This is a genomic window from Arthrobacter sp. TJ-178, from assembly GCF_058269275.1.
Genome location: NZ_JBZCNK010000001.1, coordinates 1,113,994 through 1,137,747, shown reverse-complemented (window position 1 = coordinate 1,137,747; position 23,754 = coordinate 1,113,994). Strand labels below are relative to the sequence as shown.

The 23,754-nt window shown below is 64.7% G+C and carries 22 protein-coding genes and 1 tRNA gene; 14 read left to right on the top strand and 9 right to left on the bottom strand.

Annotated features, from left to right (window positions below; all coding sequences use genetic code 11):
• Positions 1-52 precede the first annotated feature (52 nt).
• The 4 genes from AC4D2Q_RS05430 to AC4D2Q_RS05415 all read right to left on the bottom strand — a co-directional run bounded on the left by AC4D2Q_RS05430 (position 53) and on the right by AC4D2Q_RS05415 (position 3,825).
• Entirely contained in the window at positions 53-754 is a 702-nt protein-coding gene (locus tag AC4D2Q_RS05430; RefSeq protein ID WP_490945552.1) for a glycosyltransferase family 2 protein, read from the bottom strand.
• A gap of 3 nt (positions 755-757) precedes the next feature.
• The gene (locus AC4D2Q_RS05425) at positions 758-2,080 is read right to left on the bottom strand and encodes a PIG-L family deacetylase (RefSeq protein WP_490945551.1); all 1,323 of its coding nucleotides are present in this window, start codon (positions 2,078-2,080) and stop codon (positions 758-760) included.
• A complete protein-coding gene (locus AC4D2Q_RS05420; protein WP_490945550.1) occupies positions 2,077-3,117 on the bottom strand; it encodes an acyl-CoA dehydrogenase family protein in 1,041 nt (346 codons plus the stop codon). The genes AC4D2Q_RS05425 and AC4D2Q_RS05420 overlap by 4 nt, the downstream gene beginning before the upstream one ends.
• Before the next feature lie 243 nt (positions 3,118-3,360).
• Positions 3,361-3,825, bottom strand: coding sequence for a DUF4383 domain-containing protein (locus tag AC4D2Q_RS05415; protein WP_490927459.1), 465 nt, complete (start codon positions 3,823-3,825; stop codon positions 3,361-3,363).
• Positions 3,826-3,975: 150 nt separating this feature from the next.
• Between AC4D2Q_RS05415 and AC4D2Q_RS05410 the strand changes: the two genes are divergently transcribed.
• Positions 3,976-4,773 carry an SDR family oxidoreductase gene (locus AC4D2Q_RS05410; RefSeq protein WP_490945549.1) on the top strand — a complete coding sequence of 266 codons (798 nt, stop codon included), beginning with the start codon at positions 3,976-3,978 and terminating at the stop codon, positions 4,771-4,773.
• Positions 4,774-4,802: 29 nt separating this feature from the next.
• Here AC4D2Q_RS05410 and AC4D2Q_RS05405 read toward each other — a convergent pair whose 3' ends face one another.
• Positions 4,803-5,381, bottom strand: a complete 579-nt coding sequence (locus AC4D2Q_RS05405) for an SRPBCC family protein (RefSeq protein ID WP_490945548.1) — start codon at positions 5,379-5,381, stop codon at positions 4,803-4,805.
• 199 nt (positions 5,382-5,580) lie between these two features.
• On the opposite strand from AC4D2Q_RS05405, the gene AC4D2Q_RS05400 reads away from it, so the two are divergent.
• On the top strand, positions 5,581-6,078 hold the full coding sequence (locus tag AC4D2Q_RS05400; protein ID WP_490927456.1) for a Dps family protein: 498 nt from the start codon (positions 5,581-5,583) through the stop codon (positions 6,076-6,078).
• A gap of 80 nt (positions 6,079-6,158) precedes the next feature.
• Here AC4D2Q_RS05400 and AC4D2Q_RS05395 read toward each other — a convergent pair whose 3' ends face one another.
• Positions 6,159-6,863: a FadR/GntR family transcriptional regulator gene (locus AC4D2Q_RS05395; RefSeq protein WP_490945547.1), complete on the bottom strand. Its 705-nt coding sequence runs from the start codon at positions 6,861-6,863 to the stop codon at positions 6,159-6,161.
• A 206-nt stretch (positions 6,864-7,069) separates the two neighbouring features.
• Between AC4D2Q_RS05395 and AC4D2Q_RS05390 the strand changes: the two genes are divergently transcribed.
• The 4 genes from AC4D2Q_RS05390 (at position 7,070) to AC4D2Q_RS05375 (ending at position 11,768) form a co-directional block, all read left to right on the top strand.
• Complete coding sequence (locus AC4D2Q_RS05390; RefSeq protein WP_490945546.1) at positions 7,070-7,588, top strand: gluconokinase; 519 nt, start codon at positions 7,070-7,072, stop codon at positions 7,586-7,588.
• A gap of 68 nt (positions 7,589-7,656) precedes the next feature.
• Positions 7,657-9,057, top strand: a complete 1,401-nt coding sequence (locus tag AC4D2Q_RS05385) for a GntP family permease (protein WP_490945545.1) — start codon at positions 7,657-7,659, stop codon at positions 9,055-9,057.
• Positions 9,058-9,205: 148 nt separating this feature from the next.
• Positions 9,206-9,979, top strand: a complete 774-nt coding sequence (locus AC4D2Q_RS05380; protein ID WP_490945544.1) for a metal-dependent hydrolase — start codon at positions 9,206-9,208, stop codon at positions 9,977-9,979.
• A 49-nt stretch (positions 9,980-10,028) separates the two neighbouring features.
• A complete protein-coding gene (locus tag AC4D2Q_RS05375) occupies positions 10,029-11,768 on the top strand; it encodes a cation:proton antiporter (RefSeq protein WP_490945543.1) in 1,740 nt (579 codons plus the stop codon).
• 41 nt (positions 11,769-11,809) lie between these two features.
• Here the strand turns inward: AC4D2Q_RS05375 and AC4D2Q_RS05370 are convergent, their stop codons facing one another.
• A complete protein-coding gene (locus AC4D2Q_RS05370; RefSeq protein WP_490927768.1) occupies positions 11,810-12,187 on the bottom strand; it encodes a VOC family protein in 378 nt (125 codons plus the stop codon).
• Positions 12,188-12,237: 50 nt separating this feature from the next.
• Complete coding sequence (locus tag AC4D2Q_RS05365) at positions 12,238-13,047, bottom strand: LysR family transcriptional regulator substrate-binding protein (RefSeq protein ID WP_490945542.1); 810 nt, start codon at positions 13,045-13,047, stop codon at positions 12,238-12,240.
• 102 nt (positions 13,048-13,149) lie between these two features.
• On the opposite strand from AC4D2Q_RS05365, the gene AC4D2Q_RS05360 reads away from it, so the two are divergent.
• Positions 13,150-13,569 (top strand): DUF5997 family protein, encoded by a 420-nt coding sequence (locus tag AC4D2Q_RS05360; protein ID WP_400930106.1) that lies wholly within the window; start codon positions 13,150-13,152, stop codon positions 13,567-13,569.
• A 241-nt stretch (positions 13,570-13,810) separates the two neighbouring features.
• On the opposite strand, the gene AC4D2Q_RS05355 is transcribed toward AC4D2Q_RS05360, so the two are convergent.
• Positions 13,811-13,893: transfer RNA gene (locus AC4D2Q_RS05355), tRNA-Leu, on the bottom strand.
• A gap of 378 nt (positions 13,894-14,271) precedes the next feature.
• Between AC4D2Q_RS05355 and AC4D2Q_RS05350 the strand changes: the two genes are divergently transcribed.
• Genes AC4D2Q_RS05350 through pknB form a run of 7 tightly spaced genes read left to right on the top strand, consistent with a single transcriptional unit; the run spans position 14,272 to position 23,752 of the window.
• Positions 14,272-15,006: an FHA domain-containing protein gene (locus AC4D2Q_RS05350; RefSeq protein ID WP_490927771.1), complete on the top strand. Its 735-nt coding sequence runs from the start codon at positions 14,272-14,274 to the stop codon at positions 15,004-15,006.
• Entirely contained in the window at positions 15,006-15,491 is a 486-nt protein-coding gene (locus tag AC4D2Q_RS05345) for an FHA domain-containing protein FhaB/FipA (RefSeq protein WP_400930112.1), read from the top strand. The genes AC4D2Q_RS05350 and AC4D2Q_RS05345 overlap by 1 nt, the downstream gene beginning before the upstream one ends.
• A 44-nt stretch (positions 15,492-15,535) precedes the next feature.
• Entirely contained in the window at positions 15,536-17,035 is a 1,500-nt protein-coding gene (locus AC4D2Q_RS05340; protein WP_490945712.1) for a PP2C family protein-serine/threonine phosphatase, read from the top strand.
• Entirely contained in the window at positions 17,035-18,453 is a 1,419-nt protein-coding gene (locus AC4D2Q_RS05335) for an FtsW/RodA/SpoVE family cell cycle protein (RefSeq protein ID WP_490945541.1), read from the top strand. The genes AC4D2Q_RS05340 and AC4D2Q_RS05335 overlap by 1 nt, the downstream gene beginning before the upstream one ends.
• Positions 18,450-19,904 (top strand): peptidoglycan D,D-transpeptidase FtsI family protein, encoded by a 1,455-nt coding sequence (locus tag AC4D2Q_RS05330; RefSeq protein ID WP_490945540.1) that lies wholly within the window; start codon positions 18,450-18,452, stop codon positions 19,902-19,904. The genes AC4D2Q_RS05335 and AC4D2Q_RS05330 overlap by 4 nt, the downstream gene beginning before the upstream one ends.
• Positions 19,901-21,781 carry a protein kinase domain-containing protein gene (locus AC4D2Q_RS05325; RefSeq protein WP_490945539.1) on the top strand — a complete coding sequence of 627 codons (1,881 nt, stop codon included), beginning with the start codon at positions 19,901-19,903 and terminating at the stop codon, positions 21,779-21,781. The genes AC4D2Q_RS05330 and AC4D2Q_RS05325 overlap by 4 nt, the downstream gene beginning before the upstream one ends.
• A 6-nt stretch (positions 21,782-21,787) precedes the next feature.
• Positions 21,788-23,752 (top strand): Stk1 family PASTA domain-containing Ser/Thr kinase, encoded by a 1,965-nt coding sequence (gene pknB / locus AC4D2Q_RS05320; protein ID WP_490945538.1) that lies wholly within the window; start codon positions 21,788-21,790, stop codon positions 23,750-23,752.
• Positions 23,753-23,754: the final 2 nt, after the last annotated feature.

Below are 23,754 nucleotides of genomic sequence, written 5' to 3'. Positions count from 1 at the left end.
TCACCGGTGACCAGAACCCGCAGCAGGAAGTTGCGTTGCGGGAAGCCCCGGATCATGTGCCGAGCAACTGGCGCAGGAAGAGGGAAAAACCATCAGGTGCCCGTCCGTCCCGGCGTCCGGACGTGGTCACCCGGATGCTGTCCGTGGCGATCCACGGCGTCCCGCACGCCTTCAGCCGGGCGACCAGGTCCACGTCCTCATGGGCAGACAGCGGCGCAAAGCCTCCGGCCCGGTTGTACGCTTCCGCGGTGAAACCCAGATTCGCACCGTGCACATGGGCGTGGCCCTCCTCCAGGGCATGGAGGCTCTGCCACCGCGAGAGTTCCTCCGCGGTCAGATCTTCCGGATCCGGAACTGCAGTGCCCAAAACCAGGCCGTAGCCTGCGGCGGCAAGACGGTACTGGCCCAGGAGCCAGTCCCGGGGGACCACTGTGTCCGCGTCCGTGGTGGAAATCCAAAGCCCGGGACGCAGCGGCAGGGAGGCGATTCCCGCGGCGCGCGCCGCGCCCACTGTGCCGAAGGCCCCGTCCACTGCCTGCAGCTGCAGCTCGGGCGCCCAGCGGGCCTGCAGGTCGGCCACCGCCTCTGCGGTTCCGTCGGTGCAGGAATCCAGCACCACGGTTATCCCAGCGCGGACACCGCAGGCTTCAGCGAGGAACCTGACGGCAGCGGCAACCGAGGACAGAGCAGCGGGCAGCAGCTGTTCTTCGTTGCGGGCCGGAATGACCACGGCCAGATATTCAGGCGCAGGCATGAGTCACGGTGCTGCCGTCCGGGCCAGGACATCAATCCGGAAATCTTCCTCGCAGTGTTCAGCAACCACGCGCAGTCCGCTTTGTGCCCGGAAGGCTTCATGGACCTGGTCCCCGGTCAGCTCCCAGCCCTCGTTGGGATGACGCCAGTGGCACAGCAGCACCACGCCGTCCTCCGTCAGCGACGCTTCGGTCCGCCGGACAAGTTCCTCCAGCTCACTGTGCTGGAGGAAATAGCCGATCTCCGACACCACCACCAGGTCGAAGCGGCCCGCGGGCCAGTCCCGGGGCACGGCACCCTGCACCAGGCGCACCTGGTCCAGCCCCGACAGCCGGGTCCGGGCCAGCTCCAGCGCCCGCTCGCTGATGTCCGTTGCGGTCAGGGCATCGGCCCGGCCGGCCAACTCCCGGGTGAACACGCCAATGGAACAGCCGGGCTCAAACACGGACGCGAACCGCGGGCGCGGAAGCATGGCCAGGCTCAGGGCACGCTTGCGGTGCTCGTAGAAGCTGTCCTCAAAGTCCCAGGGATCCGGCGAACTCCGGTAGAGGTCCTCGAACACCTGGCGGGGCGGACGCGGGCGGGTCAGCACAAAGGACTCAAAGTTTCGCTCAAAATGCGCCAGCACACCCGGGCTCAGCAGTGCTTCATCGCCCGGCGCCGACGACAGCGGCTTCACCTGGCTGACATGCGCCGCCATGGCGCGGGCCTTGGCGGGCGCGGCATCGCCGAGGGAAAGCAGCATCAGATCCGCCGGGACATCCGCGGGCTTTCCCCAGTGCCACAGCCAAATCGGATATTCCAGGAGCGGCAGCCCCAGGGTCCGGGCGAGTCCTGCGGCAGCCCGGCCGGCCGCATCATGGTCGGTATGCCCGTCGGTCCGCCAGGGGGCAACCAGCACAGTGTGTTCGGTGTCGGTGCCCACGACGGCGGCCAGGGCCGCGTCGAGTTCGCTCCGGTGCTCCGCAAGCGCGCCGTCGGGCAGATTCAGGAAATGAACGGCCGCTCCGGGCGCCAGTTCCGCCACGGCAGCGGTCAGCTCTCCCTGGCGTACACGGGCCAGTTCCTGAGGCGTGTTGGTGGGCGAATCAGGATGGGACGCCTCGCCCGCCGTCGCCACCACAACGTCGACGGCAGCGCCGCGGGACGCGAGGGTCGCGATGAGTCCGCCGGCACCAAGCGTCTCGTCATCGGGATGCGCGGCCAGGACCACCAGCCGGGAGGATGCCCCCGGAAACAACCGGTCCAGGTCCAGGGAACTGCAGCTGCCCAGAACCCGGATCCACTCTTCTTCCGGCACGGACTGGTCCAGGTGGCTGAAGGTCACCACGGGGCATCCCCGCCCTGCAGCACGGCCCGGCCCAGGGCCGCAGAGTCACGCTCAGCATGATGCTGGCGCAGATAAATCCGCAGGTCCGCCGTGCGTCGGGCGTGGTCCTCTTCAAGCGCCAGCGGGCCCGGACCGAGTCCGTGATCCGTGAGGGCAAGAATGTCTTCGGCCGCATCTGCCACAACACTGCGCACACGGTGGGCCAATACGGCTCCGTCAACGCCTTCCGCCCGCCCGGCGTCGACCTCCCCGGCAGCAAATTCCAGCACTGCGCGGGCACCCTGGAGCCTGGTGTCCGCCTTGCCCAGCAGCATCAGGGCAATCTGGTCCGGTTCCCGATCCGCTGCGGAAGCGTAGAGGCGGCGTGCCACCCCTGCTGCCCCGCCGTACCAGCAGGCGGCAACCCCCATTCCTCCCCAGGCAAAACCGGGGCGATCCAGATACCAGTTGTCCGCTCCGACCGGGCGGGCCGCAGCGCCGTGGAAATCCACCGGTCCGCTGTCCACGTTGGCCAGCCCGCGGCTGACCCAGTGTCCCGGCAGCGGTTCCACTGCAGGCTGGCGCAGGTTTACAGCAAAGGCACGACGGCGGCCGTCGCCGGTGTGCGCGGTCACCACTGCATGGTCGAGGCCGGCCGCCAGCGAACACCAGGGCTTCCGTCCGGTGAGCTCCCAGCCGCCGGCCGACTGGACGGCGTTCAGGGCCATGCCGGGACCCTCCGCGGCGAAGACCCCCCAGGTTCCGGGTGACGCGGCGATTCCGGCCTGGTTGAGGATGGCAAGGGCGTCCAGATGCGGTTCAACGGCCCGGGCGGCAGTCAGATCAGCGGCAGCAACAGTGGCCAGAATGGACCACAGCTGCCCGGTCCGCCCCTGTCCGGGGAACGGAGCTTCCTGCGAGAGTTCCTGCGCGAGTGCCAGCGAGTCCGCGGCGCTGCCCGCTGCCGCCGCCGCTTTCCGGTGCACGTCGGGCAGTCCCGGCACGCCCCGCGCGCCGAACCGCCGATCCGCGGAGGAAATAGTTGTGCTGTCCACCGTGTCCTGTCCTCACTCCAGGATCGGTGCTGCCCGCCCGTGGTGCCGTGTTGGGAATCTTTGCCCCCAGTTTGCCAGCACCGCGGCCCGGATTCCTATTCGCAGCGCGTGGACACCCCGCTCCGGCAGAGCGGCCCTGCCGCCGGGGACAAAGGTAAAGGACCGGAAGATCCCGGTCCTTTACCTTCCAGCTCGACACCCGGACAGCCCGGTGCCGGCGGCCGGCGCCGTGCTGCCGCCCGGTCAGGCGGGAGAGGTGCGCCCCGTCGTCGCTGAACGTGTGCCGAACAGCAGGCCGAGCCCCACCATGACGACGCCCAGGATCAGGTGCAGCCAGTTGTCCGCAGTATTGAGGGGGACGAAGTTCCCTGCTGAGTCATGGGGAACAACAAGGCCAAAGATGAACAGCAGCAGATAAACGATGCCGCCGCCGATGAGGTAGATCCTGGCCGCGCTGTGGGTCCGGGCCATGAGAAGCCCCAGGAAGCCGAACAGCAGATGAACGATGTTGTGCAGGATGGAAACCTGGAAGACGCCGAGCAGGACTGCCTCGGACGTATGACCGGAAAAATACAGGGCTTCGTAGTTCCCCGTGATTCCCGGGACAAAACCCAGGACCCCGATCAGGAGAAAGACGAAGCCGAAATACCAGGAAGCTTTCTGGGCGTTGGTGCGGCGAAGAGACCTGCCGCTGATGGGATAGGACATTGGAAACTCCTTTGCCTGACCGGCTGCGGCCGCTGATACTCACGACATATTCCCCGCGGCGAATGGTTCTTCAACTCTTGCACAACCCCCTGAACATGGGAAGCATGCTTAGCATCATCGTTTGACCGGACTCCGAAAGGGAATACAGCCATGGTTTTTACTCCCCGCACGGCAATAGTTACCGGCTCTGACTCCGGCATCGGCAAGGCCGCGGCAGTTGCCCTGGCTGCAGCCGGAATGGACGTGGGCATCACCTGGCACACCGATGAAGCAGGGGCTAGGGACACTGCGGCGGAGGTCCGGGCGCAGGGCCGCAAGAGTTTTACCGCTCACCTGGACACTACCGACCTTCCCGGCTGCGGAGAGGTCATCGACCGGCTGGCGGCAGAGCTGGGTGGATTGGATGTCTTCGTCAACAACTCTGGAACCGGAGACGGAAAACCTTTCCTGGACCTGGACTTCAGCACTTGGAAGCAGACTCTGGACACCAATCTCAACGGAGCATTCGTGTGCCTCCAGCACGCTGCCAAAATCATGGTCGACGCCGGCAGGGAAGGCCGGCTCATTGCCGTAACCAGCGTTCATGAAACCCAGCCTCGGGTTGGTTCAGCGGCCTACACCACCTCTAAGCACGGCCTGGGCGGCCTGATGAAAGTCATGGCCCTGGAATTGGGCCGCTACGGCATTACGGTGAACTCCGTGGCACCCGGGGAGATTGCGACCCCCATGACGGACCAGGCTGACGAGGATCCGCATCAGGCGCGCCGCCCGGGCATCCCCCTGGGCCGGCCGGGGGACGCCCGGGAAATTGCGGCGGTTGTTGCGTTCCTTGCTTCCCCGGCGGCCAGTTACGTGACCGGTGCCTCCTGGCCCGTGGACGGCGGGATGCTGCAGATGGGGCCGCAGGGCGGTTCCCACATTGTCTCCACCGACTGGTTGGAGGCGTGACAGATGAAGTCTCTCCGGCGCGGTGAGGGCTAGAACCCCGCCCGCGGTCCGCCCGATTCGGGGTCATCCATTGCCGGATCCGCTTCCGGCGCCGCTGCCAGCCCCGAGGTGGAAGTGGAGGTGGTGGGCGCAGGCGCCGCGTCCGCCGCCGTCGGCGGTGCATCGACATTGCCCCGCCAGGAGCCCGTGGCGCTCCCCTTGCCCTCAATGAATTCCTTGAACCGTTTGAGATCGGACTTGACCTGACGGTCATCCGCCCCCACCATCGAACCCACTTTTTCAATAAACGTTTCCGGGTCCCAGTCCAGCTGCACGCTCACGCGGGTTTCAGCGTCGCCAAGCCGGTGGAAGGTCACCACTCCGGCGTGCGAAGTTCCGTCGGTGCTCTTCCAGGCAACCCGCTCGTCCGGATGCTGTTCGGTGATTTCCGTGTCGAAAACGCGCTGGACTCCGCCAATATTGGTGACCCAGTGGTTCTGAGTTTCCGAAGCCTGTGTGATGGAGACAACTCCGCCCATAAACTGGGGAAATGATTCAAACTGCGTCCACTGGTTGTAAGCGGTGGACACGGGAACTGCAACATTTATGGATTCTTCTACGGTGGTCATGAAGGTCCCTCCGGTAGTCGCATCGTGCCTGGCGGAAGCCCTTGCTCTGCCTCCGGGCCCCTCACGCTACCCAACGGACCTGCGGACTTCAACCAGAAGGTAAGGTTGCTTAGGTTGGCGGCTGCGGCGGCTCCGGAAACGGAAATCCGCAAAATGCAGGCGTCTTGCGTCAACATATTTCGTCACTATTGGAGGAAACGTGAAGGCATCTAAAGAACTGACCACCAATCTTCAGGCCGTCCTGGTGGACCTCATTGAGCTGCATCTGCAGGGCAAGCAGGCACATTGGAACGTTGTGGGCAAGAACTTCCGCGACCTTCACCTGCAGCTGGATGAAATCATCGAGGACGCCCGCGCGTTCGCCGATGAGCTGGCCGAGCGCATGCGCGCCCTGCAGGCCGTCCCCGACGGCCGCAGCATTGCAGTGGCCGAGGGCACCTCTCTGGCGCCGTTCCCTGCCGGACTGGTGGACACCAAGGACACCGTGACCCTGACAGTGGCCATGCTGAACGCAGCGGTGGGCACCATGCGCAAGGTTCACGATCAGGTGGATGAAGAAGACCCCACCACCGCGGATATCCTGCACGGCTTCATCAGCAAGCTGGAGCAGTACGCCTGGATGGTGGATGCCGAGAACGTCAAGGCCACGGCAGTTGTGGTCACCCCGGAGGACGCCAACACCGGGGCAACGGTCTAGCATCGCGGCTCCGCGGCCGGCCCCTCCTTGAGGAGGAGCCGGCCGCAGCTGTGTCCGGACGAATTAAACGTGTCCGGTCGCTAAACCATGGCCGCCCGGACCTCTTCCATCAGGACGGCCATCTCTTCCATGGCCGCTTCGCCGTTGCCCTCGGCCACGGCCTGCGCAACGCGCTCGTGGCCCTGCAGCGCCACTTCGCGCGGATGCTCGGGCATCCTGCCCTGCCTGGTGCGTCCCGTGAGCACTGCCGCCACCACCTCGTCGAGGGAAGCAAACATTTCATTGCCGCTGGAACGCAGCAGAAGCTTGTGGAAGGCAATGTCTGCGGCGAGGAAGTCATCGAGGCTGCCCTGTTCACCCAGTATCCGCATCCGTCCGGCCAGTTCCACCAGTGCTTTGCGGTCCTGGGCCCCGGCGTAGCGGGCAGCTCCGGCCGCCGCCATGGGCTCCACCGCCACCCGCAGCTCGGTCAGCGTCCTGAACTGGCTGTCACGGCCCGGACCGTCCAGCCGCCAGCGAATAATGCGGGAATCGAAAACACTCCACAGCGAAGGGTCCTGCACCACTATTCCAACGCGCCGTTTGGAGTAGACCAGGTTCATGGATTCCAGGATGCGCATGCAGTCCCGGACCACGGTCCGGGACACACCGAATTCCTCCTGCAGGCCCTCCAGCGTCAGCCGGTCCCCGGGAAGCAGCTCACCGGCCACGATTTCGGCCCCGATGGCATCAATGATGGCCCCGTTCATGACGGTTGCTGCCGGTCTGACCCCGTTGCTGTCCACGCTGTTCCTCTGACTTTCCCAAACGTGCAGTCCGCACCCGGCTGATTAAGACGTCTTCCGCATCGGTGATGCCCGAAATCTACAATCGACAAGCCTAACGCGGCAATGGTGTTATCAATCACCTGTATGGTGATACCTTTGTGCAGCAAGATCACTTCGGAGGAGGCTCGACCGCTTCCGGCGACAACGGCGTCCCAAGGAGAAACATGAGCCCCGTCCCCCAGCACCTCGTCATCATGGGTGTGTCCGGTTCCGGCAAAACCACCATCTCCACACTGCTCTCCAAGCACTTGGGCTGGATAGCCGCCGAAGCCGATGAGTTCCATCCGGCAGCCAACATTGCCAAAATGTCCTCCGGCACACCGCTGACGGATGATGACCGGTGGCCGTGGCTGGACTCGATCCGGAACTGGATGGACACGCAGGCCGAAAACGGGCGGTCAACCATCGTCACGTGTTCCGCGCTGAAGCGGACGTACCGGGATGTTCTGGCCACGGCTGCCGGCCAGGTGCACTTTGTCCATCTCAACGGCAGCGCAGATGTGCTTCGTGAACGCATGAAGACCCGAAGCGGCCATTTCATGCCGCCGTCGCTGCTGCCCTCCCAGATCAACACCCTGGAACCGCTGGCAGACGACGAACCGGGCATCGTCGTCGACATCCTCCACTCCCCCGCGGAACTCGCCGATGAAATCCTGAACCGGCTTCATCTGCCCGCCAACTAGCCCCTCTTCCGGCACCCCGTGCCGCAGCCAGACATCTCAGTCACTCATTTAGTAACGGAGCTAAACCCATGACAATTGAAGGCTGGTCCCAAACCCTTGGTGCGGGTCCCCTCCTCCTGATCGCGGCAGGAGCCATTGCGCTGCTGCTGTTCCTGATCCTGAAACTGCGCCTGCACGCGTTTGTCTCGCTGATCCTGGTCAGCCTGCTGACCGCTTTCGCCACAGGCATTCCCACCGCCAGCGTGGTGACCGTGCTGACCACCAGCTTCGGCAACACGCTGGCAACGGTCGCCCTGCTCGTGGGTCTGGGCGCCATGCTCGGCCGCCTGGTGGAAACCAGCGGCGGCGCCAAGGTGCTGGCTGAAACCCTCATCCGGGTCTTCGGTGAAAAACGTGCTCCCTTCGCCCTCGGCGTGGCCTCCCTGATCTTCGGCTTCCCCATCTTCTTTGACGCCGGCCTCGTGGTCATGCTTCCGGTGGTCTTCTCCGTGGCCCGGAGGCTCGGCGGGGGCGTGCTTCGTTACGGCCTTCCCGCCGCGGGTGCCTTCTCGGTCATGCACGTCTTTGTTCCGCCGCATCCGGGCCCGGTCACCGCTTCCGGGTTCTTTGAAGCCAACATCGGCGTGGTCCTGATCCTGGGCCTCATCATTGCCCTGCCCACCTGGTACGTCACGTCCTACCTGTTTGGCCTCTGGACCGGAAAACGCTTTGTGCTGCCGGTTCCGGCCATCCTGGGCGAAATGAATGAAGACGACGTAAAGAACCCGCCGAAGTTCGGCACCGTCGTTTGCGTCCTGCTGCTGCCCCTGGTCCTCATCTTCCTGAACACCGGACTGAACACGCTCTCTTCGGCCGGCGTCGTTTCCGAGCAGGCCGCCGCACAACCCTGGTATGCCCTGCTGCGCACCCTGGGTGAAACACCGGTGGCGCTGCTGATCTCCCTGCTCGTGGCTGCGGTGGTTCTGGGCACCCGGCGCGGAGAGTCCAAGACTGCCATCGAGAAAGTCCTGGAGTCCGCCCTGGGCCCGGTATGTTCGGTCATCCTGATCACCGGCGCCGGCGGCATGTTCGGCGGCGTCCTGCGCACCTCGGGAATCGGCGACGCCCTCGGCGACGTGCTCAGCGATCTGGGCGTTCCCCTAATCCTGGCCGGCTTCCTGATCGCCGCCATCCTGCGCATCGCCCAGGGGTCGGCAACCGTTGCACTGACCACGGCGGCGGCCCTGATCGCTCCCGGGGTACTGGAGTCGGGGTACAACACGGTGCAGATTGCCGCCATGGTGGTGGCTGTCGCCGCCGGTTCAGTGGTGGTCAGCCACGTGAATGACTCCGGTTTCTGGCTGGTGGGCCGTTTCATGGGCATGGACGTCAAAACCACCCTGAAAACGTGGACCGTGCTGGAAACGCTGATCGGTGTCATGGGCTTCGCCCTGGCGGCAGCGGCCTTCGGTTTGGCTTCGCTGGCCTAGCTGGCCTAACCAGCACACGACGACGGCGGGGCACCTTCGCGGGTGCCCCGCCGTCGTCGTGTCCGCAGTGTCAGAGGCACATGAAAACATGAGAAGTTACGAAATTTTTCGGTGTGCTCCACCGCCCTAGGGAAGGACCCCACGCACCATGATGGGTGGTCATCACGCAGCATCAGGCGCCGCAGCCTGGATAGCTGTTGCTTCAACCGCACCGCACGCCCTTGGCTGGTATCCGGTAACCCCGCTGGGCGTGGTCACCGGCGCGCTGCTGACCGCCGGAGCTGCGCTGCTGCCGGATCTGGACCACCACAGCGGAACCATCGCCCATTCACTGCCTCCCATCACCAAGATCCTGGCCCGGATAACGGAGCAAATCAGCGGAGGGCACCGCCGCGGAACCCACTCGCTGCTGGGCCTGGCGGTCTTTGTGGCACTGTCCACCGCCCTGGGAAAGGTCACCACGGTGGTCCCCGTCTTCGGGTCCGTCGCCGTCGGGGCCGGTGTGCTGTCAGTGCTGCTCATGGGATTCGCCTTGAAGGCGCTGAAGATCGCGGGCGGACCCGGCCGCAGCTGGCTGCTGGCCCTGGCCCTGTCCGCTTTCATTGCCGTCTACGCGCCGGAAAACAACGACTGGCTGCCCGTCGCCGTCGGTCTTGGCGTGGCCGTACACATCCTGGGGGACCTGCTGACCCATCAGGGGGTCATGATCCTGTGGCCGCTGCGGATCAAGCGTCCCCGGTCTCTGGCGGGCATGCCCGTGGTGAACAAGCTCTGGCGCAGCAGCGGCAGCATGTCCCTTCCGCTGATCGGCGCTGCCGGTTCCTGGCGGGAATGGGCGCTGATGGTGCCGGTCACGGTATACGCCATCTACGGAGTGGTCTACGACGCCTTTATGACACTGAGCCAGTGGGCGTCCGCTTAGAGCTGACCCGCCGCGGCGAGTTTCGAACCGTTCACCGCTGTGAACGATAATGGTGTCTGTGGAACTAGCCCTGTTTGCTGTCATCGGCGTGGCTGTTATCGTCACCGTCGCCGCCTTTTCCAAGAGGCTCGGCATTGCCGCGCCCCTGATTCTGGTGGTGGTGGGGCTCGGCCTGTCCTACGTCCCCGGCTTGCCGACGTTCACCGTTCCGCATGAAGTGATCCTCATGGGTGTGCTGCCACCGCTCCTCTACGCAGCTGCGGTGAACGTGCCCGTTGTGGACTTCCGCCGCAACCTCGGAGCCATTTCCAGTCTTTCCGTGTTCCTGGTTCTGGCCTCAGCATTCGCCACCGGCCTGCTGCTTTACATCCTGCTGCCGGACCTGAACCTCGCCGCCGCCATCGCCCTGGGCGCCGTGGTGAGCCCGCCCGACGCCGTTGCCGCCACCTCCATCGGTAAAAAACTGGGCTTGCCGCCGCGCCTGGTGACGGTGCTGGAAGGCGAGGGCCTGGTCAACGACGCCACGGCCCTGGTGCTGCTGCGCTCCGCCATCGCCGCCAGTGCCGGCGGACTGGCAAGCATCTGGGACGGCGTGGCGGACTTCGGCTTCGCCGTGGTGTGCGCCGTCGCCGTCGGCCTGCTGGTCGGGTTCGCCACGGTCTACCTTCGCTCCAAACTCCATGACCCCGTTTTGGACACTGCTATTTCTCTTGTGGTGCCGTTCGTGGCCTTCATCCCGGCAGAAGAGCTGGGCGCCTCCGGCGTCCTGGCCGTGGTGGTTGCCGGCCTCTACACAGGTCACCGCGCAGGCTCCGCCTTCAGCGCGCAGGCGCGGATTAATGACAGCGTCAACTGGCGCACTATCCAGTTCCTGCTGGAAAACGGCGTGTTCCTGCTCATGGGGCTGGAAATCCGCTACTTGGTGGAGAACATTGACCCCGAACTGCTGACGGTGCGCGAATCCGTGATGATCGGACTGGGCGTCACTGCCCTGCTGATTGCGATCCGCTTCGTATGGATGGGCCCGCTGATCATGCTCCTGCGGGCGAAGGTGGAACATCAGGAACGGCGGACCACCCGGTTCCGGGCGGCGCTGGACAGCCTGAAGGCGCAGGGACTGTCCGACGAGCGCACCCGGCGCCGGCACCACCGCGGGGAGGAAATCTACCGGCGGAGGCGGGCGGACATCGCCCAGCTCCGCAGCGAGGGCCTGGACTGGCGCGGGGGCGTTGTCATTGGCTGGTCGGGCATGCGCGGTGTGGTGACGCTGGCTGCGGCGCAGTCCCTGCCGGAATCAACCCCCTACCGGGAACAGCTCGTCCTGATCGCTTTCACGGTGGCAGTGGTGACTCTTCTCCTGCAGGGCGGAACCCTGCCCTGGCTCATCAAGATGCTGGGTGTCCGCGGACGCAACGCCGCTGAGGACCAGCGGGATTTGGCCACCCTGCTGGACCAGATCAGCGATGCGGGCCTGATGGTTCTGGAAAATCCCGCCGTCTGCCTGAACTCGGATGTGGATGTGGACCCGGACGTAGTGGAACGCGTGCGCCAAAGCACCTTCCTGCGCAGCGAACTGGCCTGGGAGCGGGTCAAGGCGCTCGGTATCGGCACCTCGGCCACTCCCCAGCTGCAGTACCGCGAGCTGCGGCGCGCCGTCGTCGACGCCGAGCGGGAAGCGCTGCTGCTGGCCCGCCGGGAGGGACGTTTCCCCTCCCGCACCCTCGCCGATGCCCAGCGCCTGCTGGACGTGGAGGAAACCCGGCTGCGGCCGCGCCTGGGCGAACGGTAACGGCGGTTCAATCGGTCCGGCGCTTGGCCCCGGACCGGATCTCAGTCCTGGTGCAGCTGGATGTAGTTGCCGCAGCCGTCGTCGAACACCGCACGGGTGCCCATCGCGTCGGTTTCCGGCGGACCGGTAAAACGGACGCCGAGGGCGCTGAGCCGCTCCATTTCAGCTTCAACGTCGTCCACTCCCAGTACGACGGCGGGCAGGCCGAGGTCATAGACTCCGCTGCGGTAGGCCTCGGCCACGGGATTGTCGCTGGGCTCCAGCAGCAATCCGGGTCCGTCCGGAATCCCGGGCGCCTGGACAACAAACAGGTTGTACTCGCGCATCACCATCAGTGGTTCAAAGCCCAGCGTGCCGGTGTAAAAGTCAAAGGCCGCCGCCGGATTCGTCACATGGATGCTGCTCATTTTTACGCGCATGCGCGAAAGGCTACCGCGTTGTCCGCCCGATGCGTCCGCCGATCCGAACTTTAACGGCTCCGGCGGGGCTTACCGCTCTTGCCGGTTCCCTTGCTGCCCGGGCCTGCCTTTCCTGAGGCGCCTTTAGTGCCCGAGGTCCCCTTGGCGCCGGAACCGCCCTTGGCGCCGCCGCGTCCGCCGGACCTGCCCGCAGCACCGGGCTTTTCTCCGCTCCTGCTCTGGCGTTCCTTGGTCCGCTGCCGGGCCGTGGTTTTTTGCTCGGCCTGCACCGAGGGCTGCCGGGAACTGTTGGCAGTGCGTCCACGCACAATGCCCACAAACTCCTCAATGCCCTCGTCTTCGGACCCTTCCAGCCAAGCCACCGCAATGCGGGTAGCCGGGACCCCGGTCAGCGGGCGGGAAACGACGTCGCGCCGTGAATACAGCTTGGCCACGGACATCGGGAGGATCAGCAGGCCCGCACCCGAGGCCACCACTTCCATTCCGACGTCGGTGCCCCCCATGTCCTTTAACTCCAGCAGGTTCTCGCCGGCGAGATCCGACACATCCAGCTCATCAAAGGCCGCAACGGCGGAATCCTTGGCCGCGGCCACCACGGGGCGTTCCTCATAGAGGGGAATAACGCTCAGGTCCCCGGGCCGGATGAACCCTTCCTCCGGAAGGCGCACAAACACCAGGTCCGCCCGGCCGGCGCGCAGGTCATCCCAGACGGCGTCTTCACCGCACTGATAGGCGTGGACCTCGCGGTCCTTCCGCTCCGTCCACCGGCCGATCCACTTTCCGGGCGTCACTCCGGGAACATAACCCAGGGTCAGCGGACGAGCTGCACGGGTCTGGCGGGGGGAGAAGTCTGTTGGCACCTTTTCAGATTAGCCCAGCGCACTCCTCACCAATTCGCATTCGGACCCTCCCCCACATCACACGACGCCCGCTCGGTTGCCCGTGCCGGATATCCTTGGAAGATGACTTCCGAGAAATCCCAATCCATGAAACCTGCCACGGCAGCCAAGAAACTGGGCATTTATCTGCCCGCAGCGCCGCAGGAGTTCCAGGACGGGCCCATTTCCCGCGCCCAGTTCGACGAACTTCAGGCCAACCCTCCCGAATGGCTTGTTGAACTGCGCCGCAACGGTCCCCACCCGCGCCCCGTGGTGGCCCAGAAGCTCAACATCTCCATCAGCGGCCTGACCCGTTCAGGAATTACGGACGCCCTGACCACCGCGCAGATCACCGAACTGCTGGCCGCACCGCCGGCCTGGCTCGTTGAAGAGCGGGCCAGCTTTGCCGCTGTCCGCGAGGAAGCCAAGCGCGTGAAGGAAGCCGACGCCAAGAAGGCGCGGAAGGCGGCACAGGCGGAGCAGCAGGCCAACAAGCAGGCTTAACCGCACTTCTCCCAACTGCAGCAGGCCCGCCGGTCACCGGCGGGCCTGCTGCAGTTAAGGCGGAGTCCCCCGTCGTTCCGGTTTCCGGCCGCTGAGGGCTTTTCCGGTTGCTTTGGGAAAACCCGGTCCGTCCGCAGCGTCCGGGTTTTCCCGGAACGCCCGGATTCCCCAACGCCGCCCGGATAGTAGTCAGGACATAAAAAAATCACCCCGGTTTATTCAACCGGGGTGATTCTTTTTGTGCGCGAGGGGGGATTTGAACCCCCACGCCCTTTCGGACACTGGCACCTGAAGCCAGCGCGTCTGCCGTTCCGCCACTCGCGCTAAATGGTTTCCCGCGGAAAAGTGTGCGTTCAGTCTCACGACCGTTTGCGTCTCGATTCCTCGGGAACAGCAGAATCAAGCATACCCACATTTTGCCCAAACACCTAAACGGGGCAACAGGAGCCCCAAAATCCGCGTCCTGACAAGGATTTTCTCCCCATCCGGGGGATCCCTGCCCGATGTTGGGACCCCCGGGAGAGGCCGGCGCGGGAGAGATCCGCCAGTGGGCAACGCCGTGCGGCCGTTAGGCACTTTATCGGGAGGGGACAGTACTATCGAAGTGGACCTGTATATCTTTGGCCTGCCCTGGTGCGCGGCACACAGGGCCACACGCTGCCGCCGGAGAATCCGGACAGAATCCTAGGGAGGGAGGCGATCATGGGCTTACTCGATAACGTTGAACGCGGAATCGAAAAAGTTGTGCGGGGTGCCTTCTCTACGGGCTCCTCCGGGCGGGTTGAACCCCTTGAACTTGCCATCGCACTGCGGCGGGAACTGGACGAGCGCTGTTTCACTGTGGGACAGGGCCGCACTCTTGCCCCCAACGTCTTCACGGCCCGACTGTCCGACTCTGACTTTAAACGTGCCCAGGAATGGGGTGCCCCGCTGGCGGAAGAACTGTGCGACGTCGTTATCAAGCATGCGCGAAGCCAGTCCTACACCCTGCAGGGGCCCGTGCGGGTCTCCTTTACCCGCGACTCCGCGCTGAAAGCCGGGGTGCTTGAAGTGGACTCGGCCACGGAAAAGGCCGGAGCTCCGGCACCTTCGGCGCGTCAGGCAGCACCTCCCACGCCCCGACAGGGACCGGCACGCATGCAGCCTGTCCTGGACATTGACGGGCAGCGGTATTCACTGAATGCTCCTGCCGTTGTGCTGGGACGGTCCTCCGAGGCCGATATCCTCGTAGATGACACCGGCGTGTCCCGCCGGCATCTTGAAATCCGCACCGAAAACGGTGTCAGCCGCGCCATCGACCTCGGTTCCACGAACGGAAGCTTCGTCAACGGCCAGAGAGTACAAGGGGAAGCAGATCTTACGGATGGCTCAACTATTGCCATGGGTCGCACCCGCATCACCTTCCGGCTCCTTCCCGCACGTTCCGGGGGGCGCTAATGGAAGGTGAATTGATTGTGACCCTGCTCCGGTACGGGTTCCTGCTTCTGCTCTGGCTGATGGTTATCAGCGTTGTCGGCGCTATCCGCCGTGACCTGGTGGTTGGCAGCCGCAACCGCACCGGAACTCCCACCGCCCGGCAGATCCGAAAGAACCCCGAACTGGAAAAGCAGGCTCCGGCGCCCGCCCGAGTTGCTGCCCGCCAGGTTGTCGTCACCGAAGGCCCCCTGCGCGGCACCACCTTGGAGCTGGCTTCCAGCCCCATCCTGCTCGGCCGCGCCCAGGAAGCAACCCTCGTGCTGGAAGACGATTATGCCTCCGGACGCCACGCCCGCCTGTTCCCCCAAGGCAGCCGCTGGTTCATCGAGGACCTTGGTTCCACCAACGGCACCTTCCTCGGCGGCAGCCAGCTGACGCGCGCCCTGCCGGTGGAGCCCGGTGTTCCCATCCGCATCGGCAAGACGGTCCTTGAGTTGAGGCCTTAGCCGTGGCTCTGGTTCTCAACTACGCTGCACGGTCCGACGTAGGCATGGTTCGTCTGAAGAATGACGACTCGGCCTATGTCGGCCGCTACCTGGCCGTGGTTGCCGACGGCATGGGAGGTCATGCCGGCGGCAACGTCGCCTCCGCCTCCACTGTGCTGGATCTGGTTCACCTGGACCGTGAAGATCACGACGGCGAAGCGCTCACCGTTCTCGCGGATGAGATCCAGGCAGCGAATTCGCTGCTTTCCGAGTTGGTCACTACCAGCCCCCAGCTGTCCGGCATGGGAACCACCGTCACGGCCCTGCTGCTGCATGATTCCACTTTTGCTTTGGCCCATATCGGCGATTCCCGCGCCTACCGGCTGAAGAACGGGGTCTTTGAGCAAATCAGCATTGACCACACGTTCGTGCAGCGCCTGATCGATGAGGGCCGGCTGCGCCCCGAAGAAGCCGAAGTCCATCCGCACAAGAACGTCCTCATGCGGGTCCTCGGAGATGTCGACGCGAGCCCCGAACTGGATCTGGCAACTTTTCAGGTAGAACCGGGCGAGAGGTGGCTGCTCTGTTCGGACGGTCTTACCGCAGTGCTCCGGGACTCGGACATCGAAAGCGTGCTCAGGAGCACCAGGGACATTCAGCGCTGCGTGGACATCCTGGTTGAACTGACTCTTTCCGGCGGATCGCCTGACAACGTGACGGTAGTCGTCCTGGAGATCGCCGAGGCGCAGGATGACTCAGTGCTCCCCGCGGAGGCTGACACCGCACGCGTTCCCATCATCGGCAGTGCCGCTGCCCCCTCCCGCGTCAGTGAAACTGCTGCTCCGCTCAGCTCTTCCCAGCCTGCGGACCCTGATACCGGCGGCGACGACGAACCGGCCCGGGCCGAACTGATCCGCCAGGACCTTTCCCAGCGTCCGCATGTGCTGGTCGGTGCAGCCTCCCTGGCCACCGAAACCGGGCAGATTCCCATCGTTACCAAGCGCTCTGCGGAACGCCGTTCAGCGCGCCTGCTCACGCATAAGGCCACACCCGAGATCGAGGCGCCTGCGCAGACGGAGCCTGCGCAGCGTCGCCGCTGGCTGGTTCCCGCCTTCCTGGCGCTGATGACGGTTCTGCTGGCCGCAGTCCTATGGGTGGGCTACACCTGGACCCAGACCCGCTACTACGTCGGCTCAAGTGACAATAACGTCGCCATCTACAACGGGGTGTCCCAGTCACTTGGGCCCATTCGGCTTTCTTCTGTCACCGAAACCACCGATATTCCCGTCGACAGCCTCCCGGAGTACCAGCGCAACCGGGTAGAAGGCACCATTCCGGCCAAGGACCTGCTGCACGCCGAGCAAATCGTCGAAGACCTCAGGGGAACAGCGCGCACGAGCAGCAGCAGCTGCGTTCCTGCCGCACCGGCGACGCCGGTTCAGGCCACGCCCAGTCCGGTCCCCGCGCCTTCCGGCAGTGCCGCACCCCAGCCCTCGGCCTCTGCCACTCCGTCAGCCGCCGCCCTACCCGCCGCTGATCCGGAAAACTGTGGAGGACAGAAGTAATGTCCGATGTACTGACCCCGCCCAAATCCCGCCGCAACGTTGAGGCTGCGCTGCTCCTGCTTGCCCTGCTTGTGGGCATCGGCGCCAATATGGTGGTTGGCCTGGACCAGGACCGGGCGTTCGACTCGGACTTCTGGACCCAGGGTGCAACACTGGTGGGGCTGGTCCTGGTCTTCCACATCATTCTCCGTTTCCGCGCGAAATATGCCGATCCGGTAATACTTCCTATCGTGACCGCTCTCAACGGCATTGGCCTGGCCATGATCCACCGTCTGGACATCGCCGAGGGCACAGACGCGGCCGACCGGCAGCTGCTGTGGAGCGCCGTTGCGGTAGCAGCAGCCATCGCCGTCCTCTTCCTCATCAAGGATCACCGGATCCTGCGCCGTTACACCTATATTTCACTCATCGTCAGTGGCATCCTGCTGCTGCTGCCCCTGACACCGCTCGGCTTGGAACTCAACGGTGCACGGATCTGGATCGAGGTGCCGGGCATCGGAACGTTCCAGCCCGGCGAAATCGCCAAGATCACCCTGGCTATATTCTTTGCGGGGTATCTCTCCACCAACCGCGACCTCATCCTGTTGGCCGGGCGCAAAGTGGGCCCCCTGCAGCTTCCCCGGCTCAAGGACCTTGGGCCCATGATGGCCGCCTGGATCGTCAGCATCGGCGTGCTGGTCTTCCAACGGGACCTCGGCTCCTCAATCCTGTTCTTCGGCCTGTTCATGGCCATGATCTACGTGGCCACGAGCCGGGTCAGCTGGGTCCTGATCGGGGTTGCTCTGCTGGCCGCCGGCGGCTTGGCGGCCATGCAGCTGTTCAGCCATGTTGCGCTGCGGATCGACGGCTGGCTCAATGCGTTCGACCCGGAGGTCATCGATCGTCAGGGCGGCAGCTGGCAGGTGGTCCAGGGGCTGTTCGGGCTCGCCAGCGGCGGCCTGGCAGGCACTGGCCTCGGGCAGGGCAGGCCGGACCTCGTCACCTATGCCAACTCCGACATGATCATTGCTGCCCTGGGTGAAGAACTCGGACTCATCGGAATCTTCGCGATCGTGCTGATGTACGTCCTGCTGGTTTCCCGCGGTTTCCGCGCGGCTCTGGGCACCCGTGACGGGTTCGGAAAGCTGCTGGCCTGCGGATTGTCCTTCACCATTGCGCTGCAGTGTTTCGTGGTGATCGGCGGGGTGACCCGCCTGATCCCGCTGACGGGGCTGACCACGCCGTTTATGTCCGCCGGCGGGTCATCGCTGCTGGCCAACTGGATCATTGTTGCGCTGCTGCTGCTGATCTCCGAAGCCGCCCGGCGTCCGGCAGCCATGGGCCCGATGACGGGTCCCATGGTTCCGGCGCTGCCGGAATCCACAGCGGGGACGGCCCCCAAACGCACACTTAGGGAAGAGGAGGTACGAGGCTCATGAATCAAGCCATTCGAAACAGCTGGATTGTGGCCTTGTCCATGTTCATCCTCATTCTCGGTTCGCTGACCTACGTCCAGTTCTTTGCGGCGGAGGACCTGAGCACCAACCCGAACAATAACCGCACCATTTACCAGGACTTCGGCCGGAACCGGGGCTCCATCCTTGTGGACGGAGTGCCCATCGCCGAATCCGTGCCCTCGGGAGACCAGTTCAACTTCCAGCGGGTCTACCACCAGCCGGAGCTCTACTCCCAGCTCACCGGGTATTTCTCGCTCGTCAGCGGAGTGACCCAGCTGGAAAGCGTCATGAATGATGAGCTCACCGGTACCAGCGACCAGCAGTTCCTCGACCGCCTGGTCCAGCTTGTGTCCGGCAACCAGCCCCAGGGGGCATCGGTTGAGCTGACCATCGACCCTGACCTGCAGCAAATGGCATATGACTTCATCCCGGACGGCCAGAAGGGTTCCATTGTCATGATGGAACCCAAGACCGGCAACATCCTGGCTATGGTTTCCAAGCCCAGTTATGACACCAACCTCCTGGCCGGGCATGACACGGCCGTGGTGGAGCAGAACATGCAGGAACTGCTGACGGTGGACGGGCTCTCCCCGTATACGAATGCCGCCACGCAGTCGCTGCTGGCCCCGGGCTCCGTATTCAAGCTGGTCGATGCCGCGGCCGCCCTGGAATCCGGGGAATACGACGCGGATTCCCAGATTGACAATCCCAATGAGCTTCCCCTGCCGGGAACCAACATCTCCCTGCCGAACTACACCAACGGAAACTGCGGCGTCCGCTCCCAGGCCACCATCGGCTTCGCCCTGGAGCAGTCCTGCAACACCGTGTTTGCCCAGATTGCCTGGAAGCTCGGGGAGAAGGCGATTGTCACCCAGGCGGAAAAGTTCGGCTGGAACACTCCCCTTCATCTTCCGGAACGCGGCATCGACCGGGTGGTGGCCAGCGGCTTCCCCACCGAGATGGACCAGGCCCAGCTGGCGCAGGCCGCTATCGGCCAGTACAGCGTCACGGCCACTCCGCTGGAAATCGCCATGATGACGTCGGCCATTGCCAACAACGGCGTCCAGATGACCCCCAACCTGATTCGGAACGTCCGGGCAGCCGACCTGTCGATTATCGACGAACCGGAACCCGACGTCCTGAATACCTCCATCAGCCCGGACACGGCACGCCAGCTCACCGATTGGATGGTGGGTGTCGTGGACAACGGCACCGCCTCCGCGGCGCAGATTCCCGGCGTGAAGGTGGCCGGGAAAACCGGAACCGCCGAGGTTCAGGACCGGGGCGACAATGCCTGGTTCACGGGCTTCGCTCCGGCTGATGACCCCGAAGTGGTGATCTCCGTCGTCATGGAAGACGTGGACCTGACTACCGGTGCCCAATTGACCACTCCAAGCGCGCAGAAACTCCTAGAGGCGGTGTTGAATAAGTGAGGCCTTCATCGGGTATCACCTTAGGCGGCAGATTCCAGCTCACCGACCGTATTGCCATCGGCGGTATGGGCGAAGTCTGGAAGGCACGGGACCTTGTCCTGGGCCGAATTGTTGCCATTAAGATCCTCAAGGAGGAGTACACCGGCGACCCCGGATTCCTCAACAGGTTCCGGGCCGAGGCTCGCCATACGGCACTGCTGAACCACGAAGGCATCGCCAATGTCTTCGATTACGGCGAAGAGGAGGGGTCTGCCTACCTGGTCATGGAACTGGTCCCCGGACTTCCGCTGTCCTCCATCATCGAACGGGACAAGAGCCTTACGCCGGACCGCACGCTCTCCATCATCGGGCAGACTGCCACTGCGCTGGCCGCTGCCCATAAGCAGGGACTGGTCCACCGGGACGTCAAGCCCGGAAACCTGCTCATCCTGCCGGACGGCAGGGTCAAAATCACTGACTTCGGCATTGCCCGGCTCGCCGACCAGGTGCCGCTGACGGCCACCGGCCAGGTCATGGGTACGGCCCAGTATCTGGCTCCCGAGCAGGCCACCGGCCAGCAGGCCACCGGTTCCAGTGACATCTACGCGCTTGGTGTCATCGGTTACGAGCTGTTGGCGGGAACCCGACCCTTCTCCGGCGAATCCCAGATCGCCATTGCCCTGGCCCAGGTCAATGACACCCCTCCGCCGCTGCCTGAGACCATTCCGCTGCCGGTCCGCGCCCTGGTCATGTCCATGCTGGCCAAGGATCCGGCGGACCGCCCGGCGGACGCCGAGGCACTGGCCCGGGCGGTTGCCGCCATCCGCCGCGGAGACATTACCGCTGCAGAGGCTGCGGTTCCCGGAATGCTGCTGTTCGGAGGCGGCGGCGCCACAGCCGTCACCGACGCCGTGACCCAGCCTGTCCCCACGGCAGGCACCTCTGCGACCCGCGTGGTGAACACGTCCCCCTCCACCTCGGCGCTTCCCACCGTTGCCGGAGCAGCTGTGGGTGCGGACAGCGCTGCCACCGGCGAACTGGCAGCGTCCCGGGAATGGACGGACGAAGAAGTCGACGACGTGGACGGTGCCGGCAGCGACGGCACCGTCGACGACGGCGATGCCACGGCAACGGCCAAGCGCCGCAGCCCGTGGACCCTTCCCCTCATTGCCCTGCTTGTACTGTTGATCGGTGCCGGACTTGCGGCCTTCCTGCTGAGCGGTGATGACAAGAAGGACCCCGCTCCTGCCCCGACCGCCTCCACCACTCAGGCAAGCCCCAGTGCAACGCCTTCACGGAGCGCGAGCCCCAGTCCGACTCCTTCTGAGGATGCCGACGAAATCACCGTCGACCCTGCCGATTTCATCGGTCTTCCTTTCGCCCAGGCCCAGTCCCTGCTGAGCACTCTGGGGTTGTCCGTCACCGGAAACCCGGTGGAATCCGCGGACGATCCCGAGGGACAGGTTTTTGACGTTGATCCCGTAGGCGTGCTCTCCCGCGGGGACCGCGTCACGGTCAGCTACTACACCGCGCCCGCGTCTCCCTCGCCGGAGCCGTCCACCTCCTCCGCCCCGTCCACGACCAACGTCCCCGGCGGTCTCACCGGGCAGGCCAGCAGCGCAGCGGACCAGCAGATCAGCGCCGCCGGGCTGGTGCCGGTCAACGGCGGAACCCGACCTTCCGACCTGCCTGCGGGAACCGTGGTGGCTGTCAATCCGTCCGAGGGCGCGCCTGTGCCCCAGGGCTCCACCGTCACCTACTTCACCTCTGCAGGACCACAGCAGACCGCCCCGGCTGAGCCCGCCCCCACACCAACACAGGTACCCACAGCACAGTCAGAACCCACCGCTGCCACCGTCCCGGAGCAGCCCAACAACATTGTGCCTTCGGCCGGTTAAGCGGTTATGAGCGCAGAATTCCTCAAAGGACACCCTCCACTGAATACTGAACGGGTGCTCAACGACCGGTATGAGATCGGCGAGCTGATTGGACGCGGCGGGATGGCTGACGTCTATCTCGGCCGCGACCTCAGGCTCGGCCGTACCGTCGCCATCAAGGTTCTGCGCCCCGATCTCGCCCGCGACCCTCTTTTCCAGTCGCGGTTTCGGCGTGAGGCCCAGGCTGTTGCGGGGTTGAACCATCCCTCGGTGGTCAGCGTTTACGACACGGGCAACCAGGAGTCGCCCGGGTCTTCCACCGAGGACGTTCGCCTGCCTTTCATCGTGATGGAGTATGTCCACGGCCGCACCCTGCGGGACTTGGTCAAAGCCAAGGAAATTACCGTCGAAAAGGCGGTTGATTACTCCCTGGGCGTCCTTTCGGCGCTCGAATACAGCCACCGCTCAGGCATTGTCCACCGGGACATCAAGCCCGCCAACGTCATGGTCACTGACGAGGGCGGCGTGAAGGTCATGGACTTTGGGATTGCCCGTGCCATGGCTGATTCCGCGGCCACCATGACCCAGACCCAGGCCGTGATCGGCACTGCGCAGTATCTCTCTCCGGAACAGGCACGCGGCGAAACCGTGGATGCCCGCAGCGACCTCTATTCAGCAGCGTGCCTGTTGTTCGAAATGCTCGCGGGACGGCCTCCGTTCATCGGTGACAGCCCGGTGTCGGTGGCGTACCAGCATGTCCGTGAAACTCCGCCGAAGGCCAGCAGCTTCAATCCGGAGATCCCGGCCTCTCTTGACGCCGTTCTGGAACGCGGACTGGCCAAGGACCGCGGCGACCGTTATCAGGATGCCCATGCCTTCCGGGAGGCGCTGCTGCGTGCCCGAAGCGGAGCCGCCGCCGATCCGTTCCCTCCCACGGAAGCCACGGAGGCGCTGACGGTGTCGCCCCCCAAACGCGCCGCCGTCGAGGTCAGCCGGATTGAGGACGATCCCAGGACCCGTGCCATGGCGCGGATCCTGCCCGAACATGCTCAGCCCCATCCGTCCCCGGAGGGCCGGGACCACGACGAGGACGACGACGACGTTCCGGTGGCTCTTGCCATCGGCAACACCGGAGAGCGGGACCCGGATCAGAAGGCGCGCCGCCGCGCCTGGATCACCACCCTGGTCATTGTGCTGGTTCTCCTGTTCGGTGCCGGTGCTGTCTTTGCCTACAACTTGATGAACCCCAAGGAAACTGCCCCCGTCACGGCCATCATGCCCAGTGTCCAGTCAAAAACGCAGACCGAGGCACTGAACATCATCCTGAACGCCGGGTTCGGTCCGCCAACCGTTGAGCCGCAATACAGTGAAACGGTGAAACCGGGCCTGGCGATTGGTACGGAGCCCGAAGGCGGCACGGACACCCCGCTGGACCGGAAGGTTATCCTCTACGTTTCGCAGGGACCGGCCACCGTGACCGTTCCGGATAATCTCGCCGGCATGACGGAACCTGAAGCACGCGATGCCCTGCGCCGCCTGAAGCTCGAGGGCGGAAGCACTGACGTAGCCAACAGCCCCACGGTTGCCCTCGGACGGGTTCTGTACAGCATCCCCGCCGCCGGAGAGTCCGTCCCGGTAGGCACCACAGTCGATTTGGTGCTGTCCACCGGCAACGTCACCGTCCCGGATGTTGTGGGCCTGCCCGTGGACACGGCGAAAGCCGTGCTGGGAGCTCCTGAGTACCTGCTGACCGCCACGGTGAATGAGGTGGAAAGCGCCCTGGTGGAGCCCGGCATCGTGATGGACCAAAGCATTGGCGGCGGAATGAATGCCGAGCAGGGCAGCACCATCTCCCTGACGGTTGCCAAGGCTCCTGCCCCTCCTGCCGTTCCTACGGAAACACCTTCGCCGAGCACCAGTGCTTCCCCCGAGCCGACGCCCGCCCCGTCGCCCTCAACGTCACCGGCAAAGAAGAAAAAGGACGACGACTAGCC

Excerpts from the sequence above, each read along its gene's own strand:
- AC4D2Q_RS05350 (WP_490927771.1), top strand. The coding sequence starts at position 14,272 with ATGGGCTTACTCGATAACGTTGAACGCGGAATCGAAAAAGTTGTGCGG.
- AC4D2Q_RS05390 (WP_490945546.1), top strand. The coding sequence starts at position 7,070 with ATGAGCCCCGTCCCCCAGCACCTCGTCATCATGGGTGTGTCCGGTTCC.
- AC4D2Q_RS05430 (WP_490945552.1), bottom strand. The coding sequence starts at position 754 with ATGCCTGCGCCTGAATATCTGGCCGTGGTCATTCCGGCCCGCAACGAA.
- AC4D2Q_RS05360 (WP_400930106.1), top strand. The coding sequence starts at position 13,150 with ATGACTTCCGAGAAATCCCAATCCATGAAACCTGCCACGGCAGCCAAG.
- AC4D2Q_RS05340 (WP_490945712.1), top strand. The coding sequence starts at position 15,536 with ATGGTTCGTCTGAAGAATGACGACTCGGCCTATGTCGGCCGCTACCTG.
- AC4D2Q_RS05405 (WP_490945548.1), bottom strand. The coding sequence starts at position 5,381 with ATGACCACCGTAGAAGAATCCATAAATGTTGCAGTTCCCGTGTCCACC.
- AC4D2Q_RS05415 (WP_490927459.1), bottom strand. The coding sequence starts at position 3,825 with ATGTCCTATCCCATCAGCGGCAGGTCTCTTCGCCGCACCAACGCCCAG.
- AC4D2Q_RS05385 (WP_490945545.1), top strand. The coding sequence starts at position 7,657 with ATGACAATTGAAGGCTGGTCCCAAACCCTTGGTGCGGGTCCCCTCCTC.
- AC4D2Q_RS05335 (WP_490945541.1), top strand. The coding sequence starts at position 17,035 with ATGTCCGATGTACTGACCCCGCCCAAATCCCGCCGCAACGTTGAGGCT.
- AC4D2Q_RS05370 (WP_490927768.1), bottom strand. The coding sequence starts at position 12,187 with ATGCGCGTAAAAATGAGCAGCATCCATGTGACGAATCCGGCGGCGGCC.
- AC4D2Q_RS05410 (WP_490945549.1), top strand. The coding sequence starts at position 3,976 with ATGGTTTTTACTCCCCGCACGGCAATAGTTACCGGCTCTGACTCCGGC.
- pknB (WP_490945538.1), top strand. The coding sequence starts at position 21,788 with ATGAGCGCAGAATTCCTCAAAGGACACCCTCCACTGAATACTGAACGG.
- AC4D2Q_RS05330 (WP_490945540.1), top strand. The coding sequence starts at position 18,450 with ATGAATCAAGCCATTCGAAACAGCTGGATTGTGGCCTTGTCCATGTTC.
- AC4D2Q_RS05345 (WP_400930112.1), top strand. The coding sequence starts at position 15,006 with ATGGAAGGTGAATTGATTGTGACCCTGCTCCGGTACGGGTTCCTGCTT.
- AC4D2Q_RS05375 (WP_490945543.1), top strand. The coding sequence starts at position 10,029 with ATGGTGTCTGTGGAACTAGCCCTGTTTGCTGTCATCGGCGTGGCTGTT.
- AC4D2Q_RS05380 (WP_490945544.1), top strand. The coding sequence starts at position 9,206 with ATGATGGGTGGTCATCACGCAGCATCAGGCGCCGCAGCCTGGATAGCT.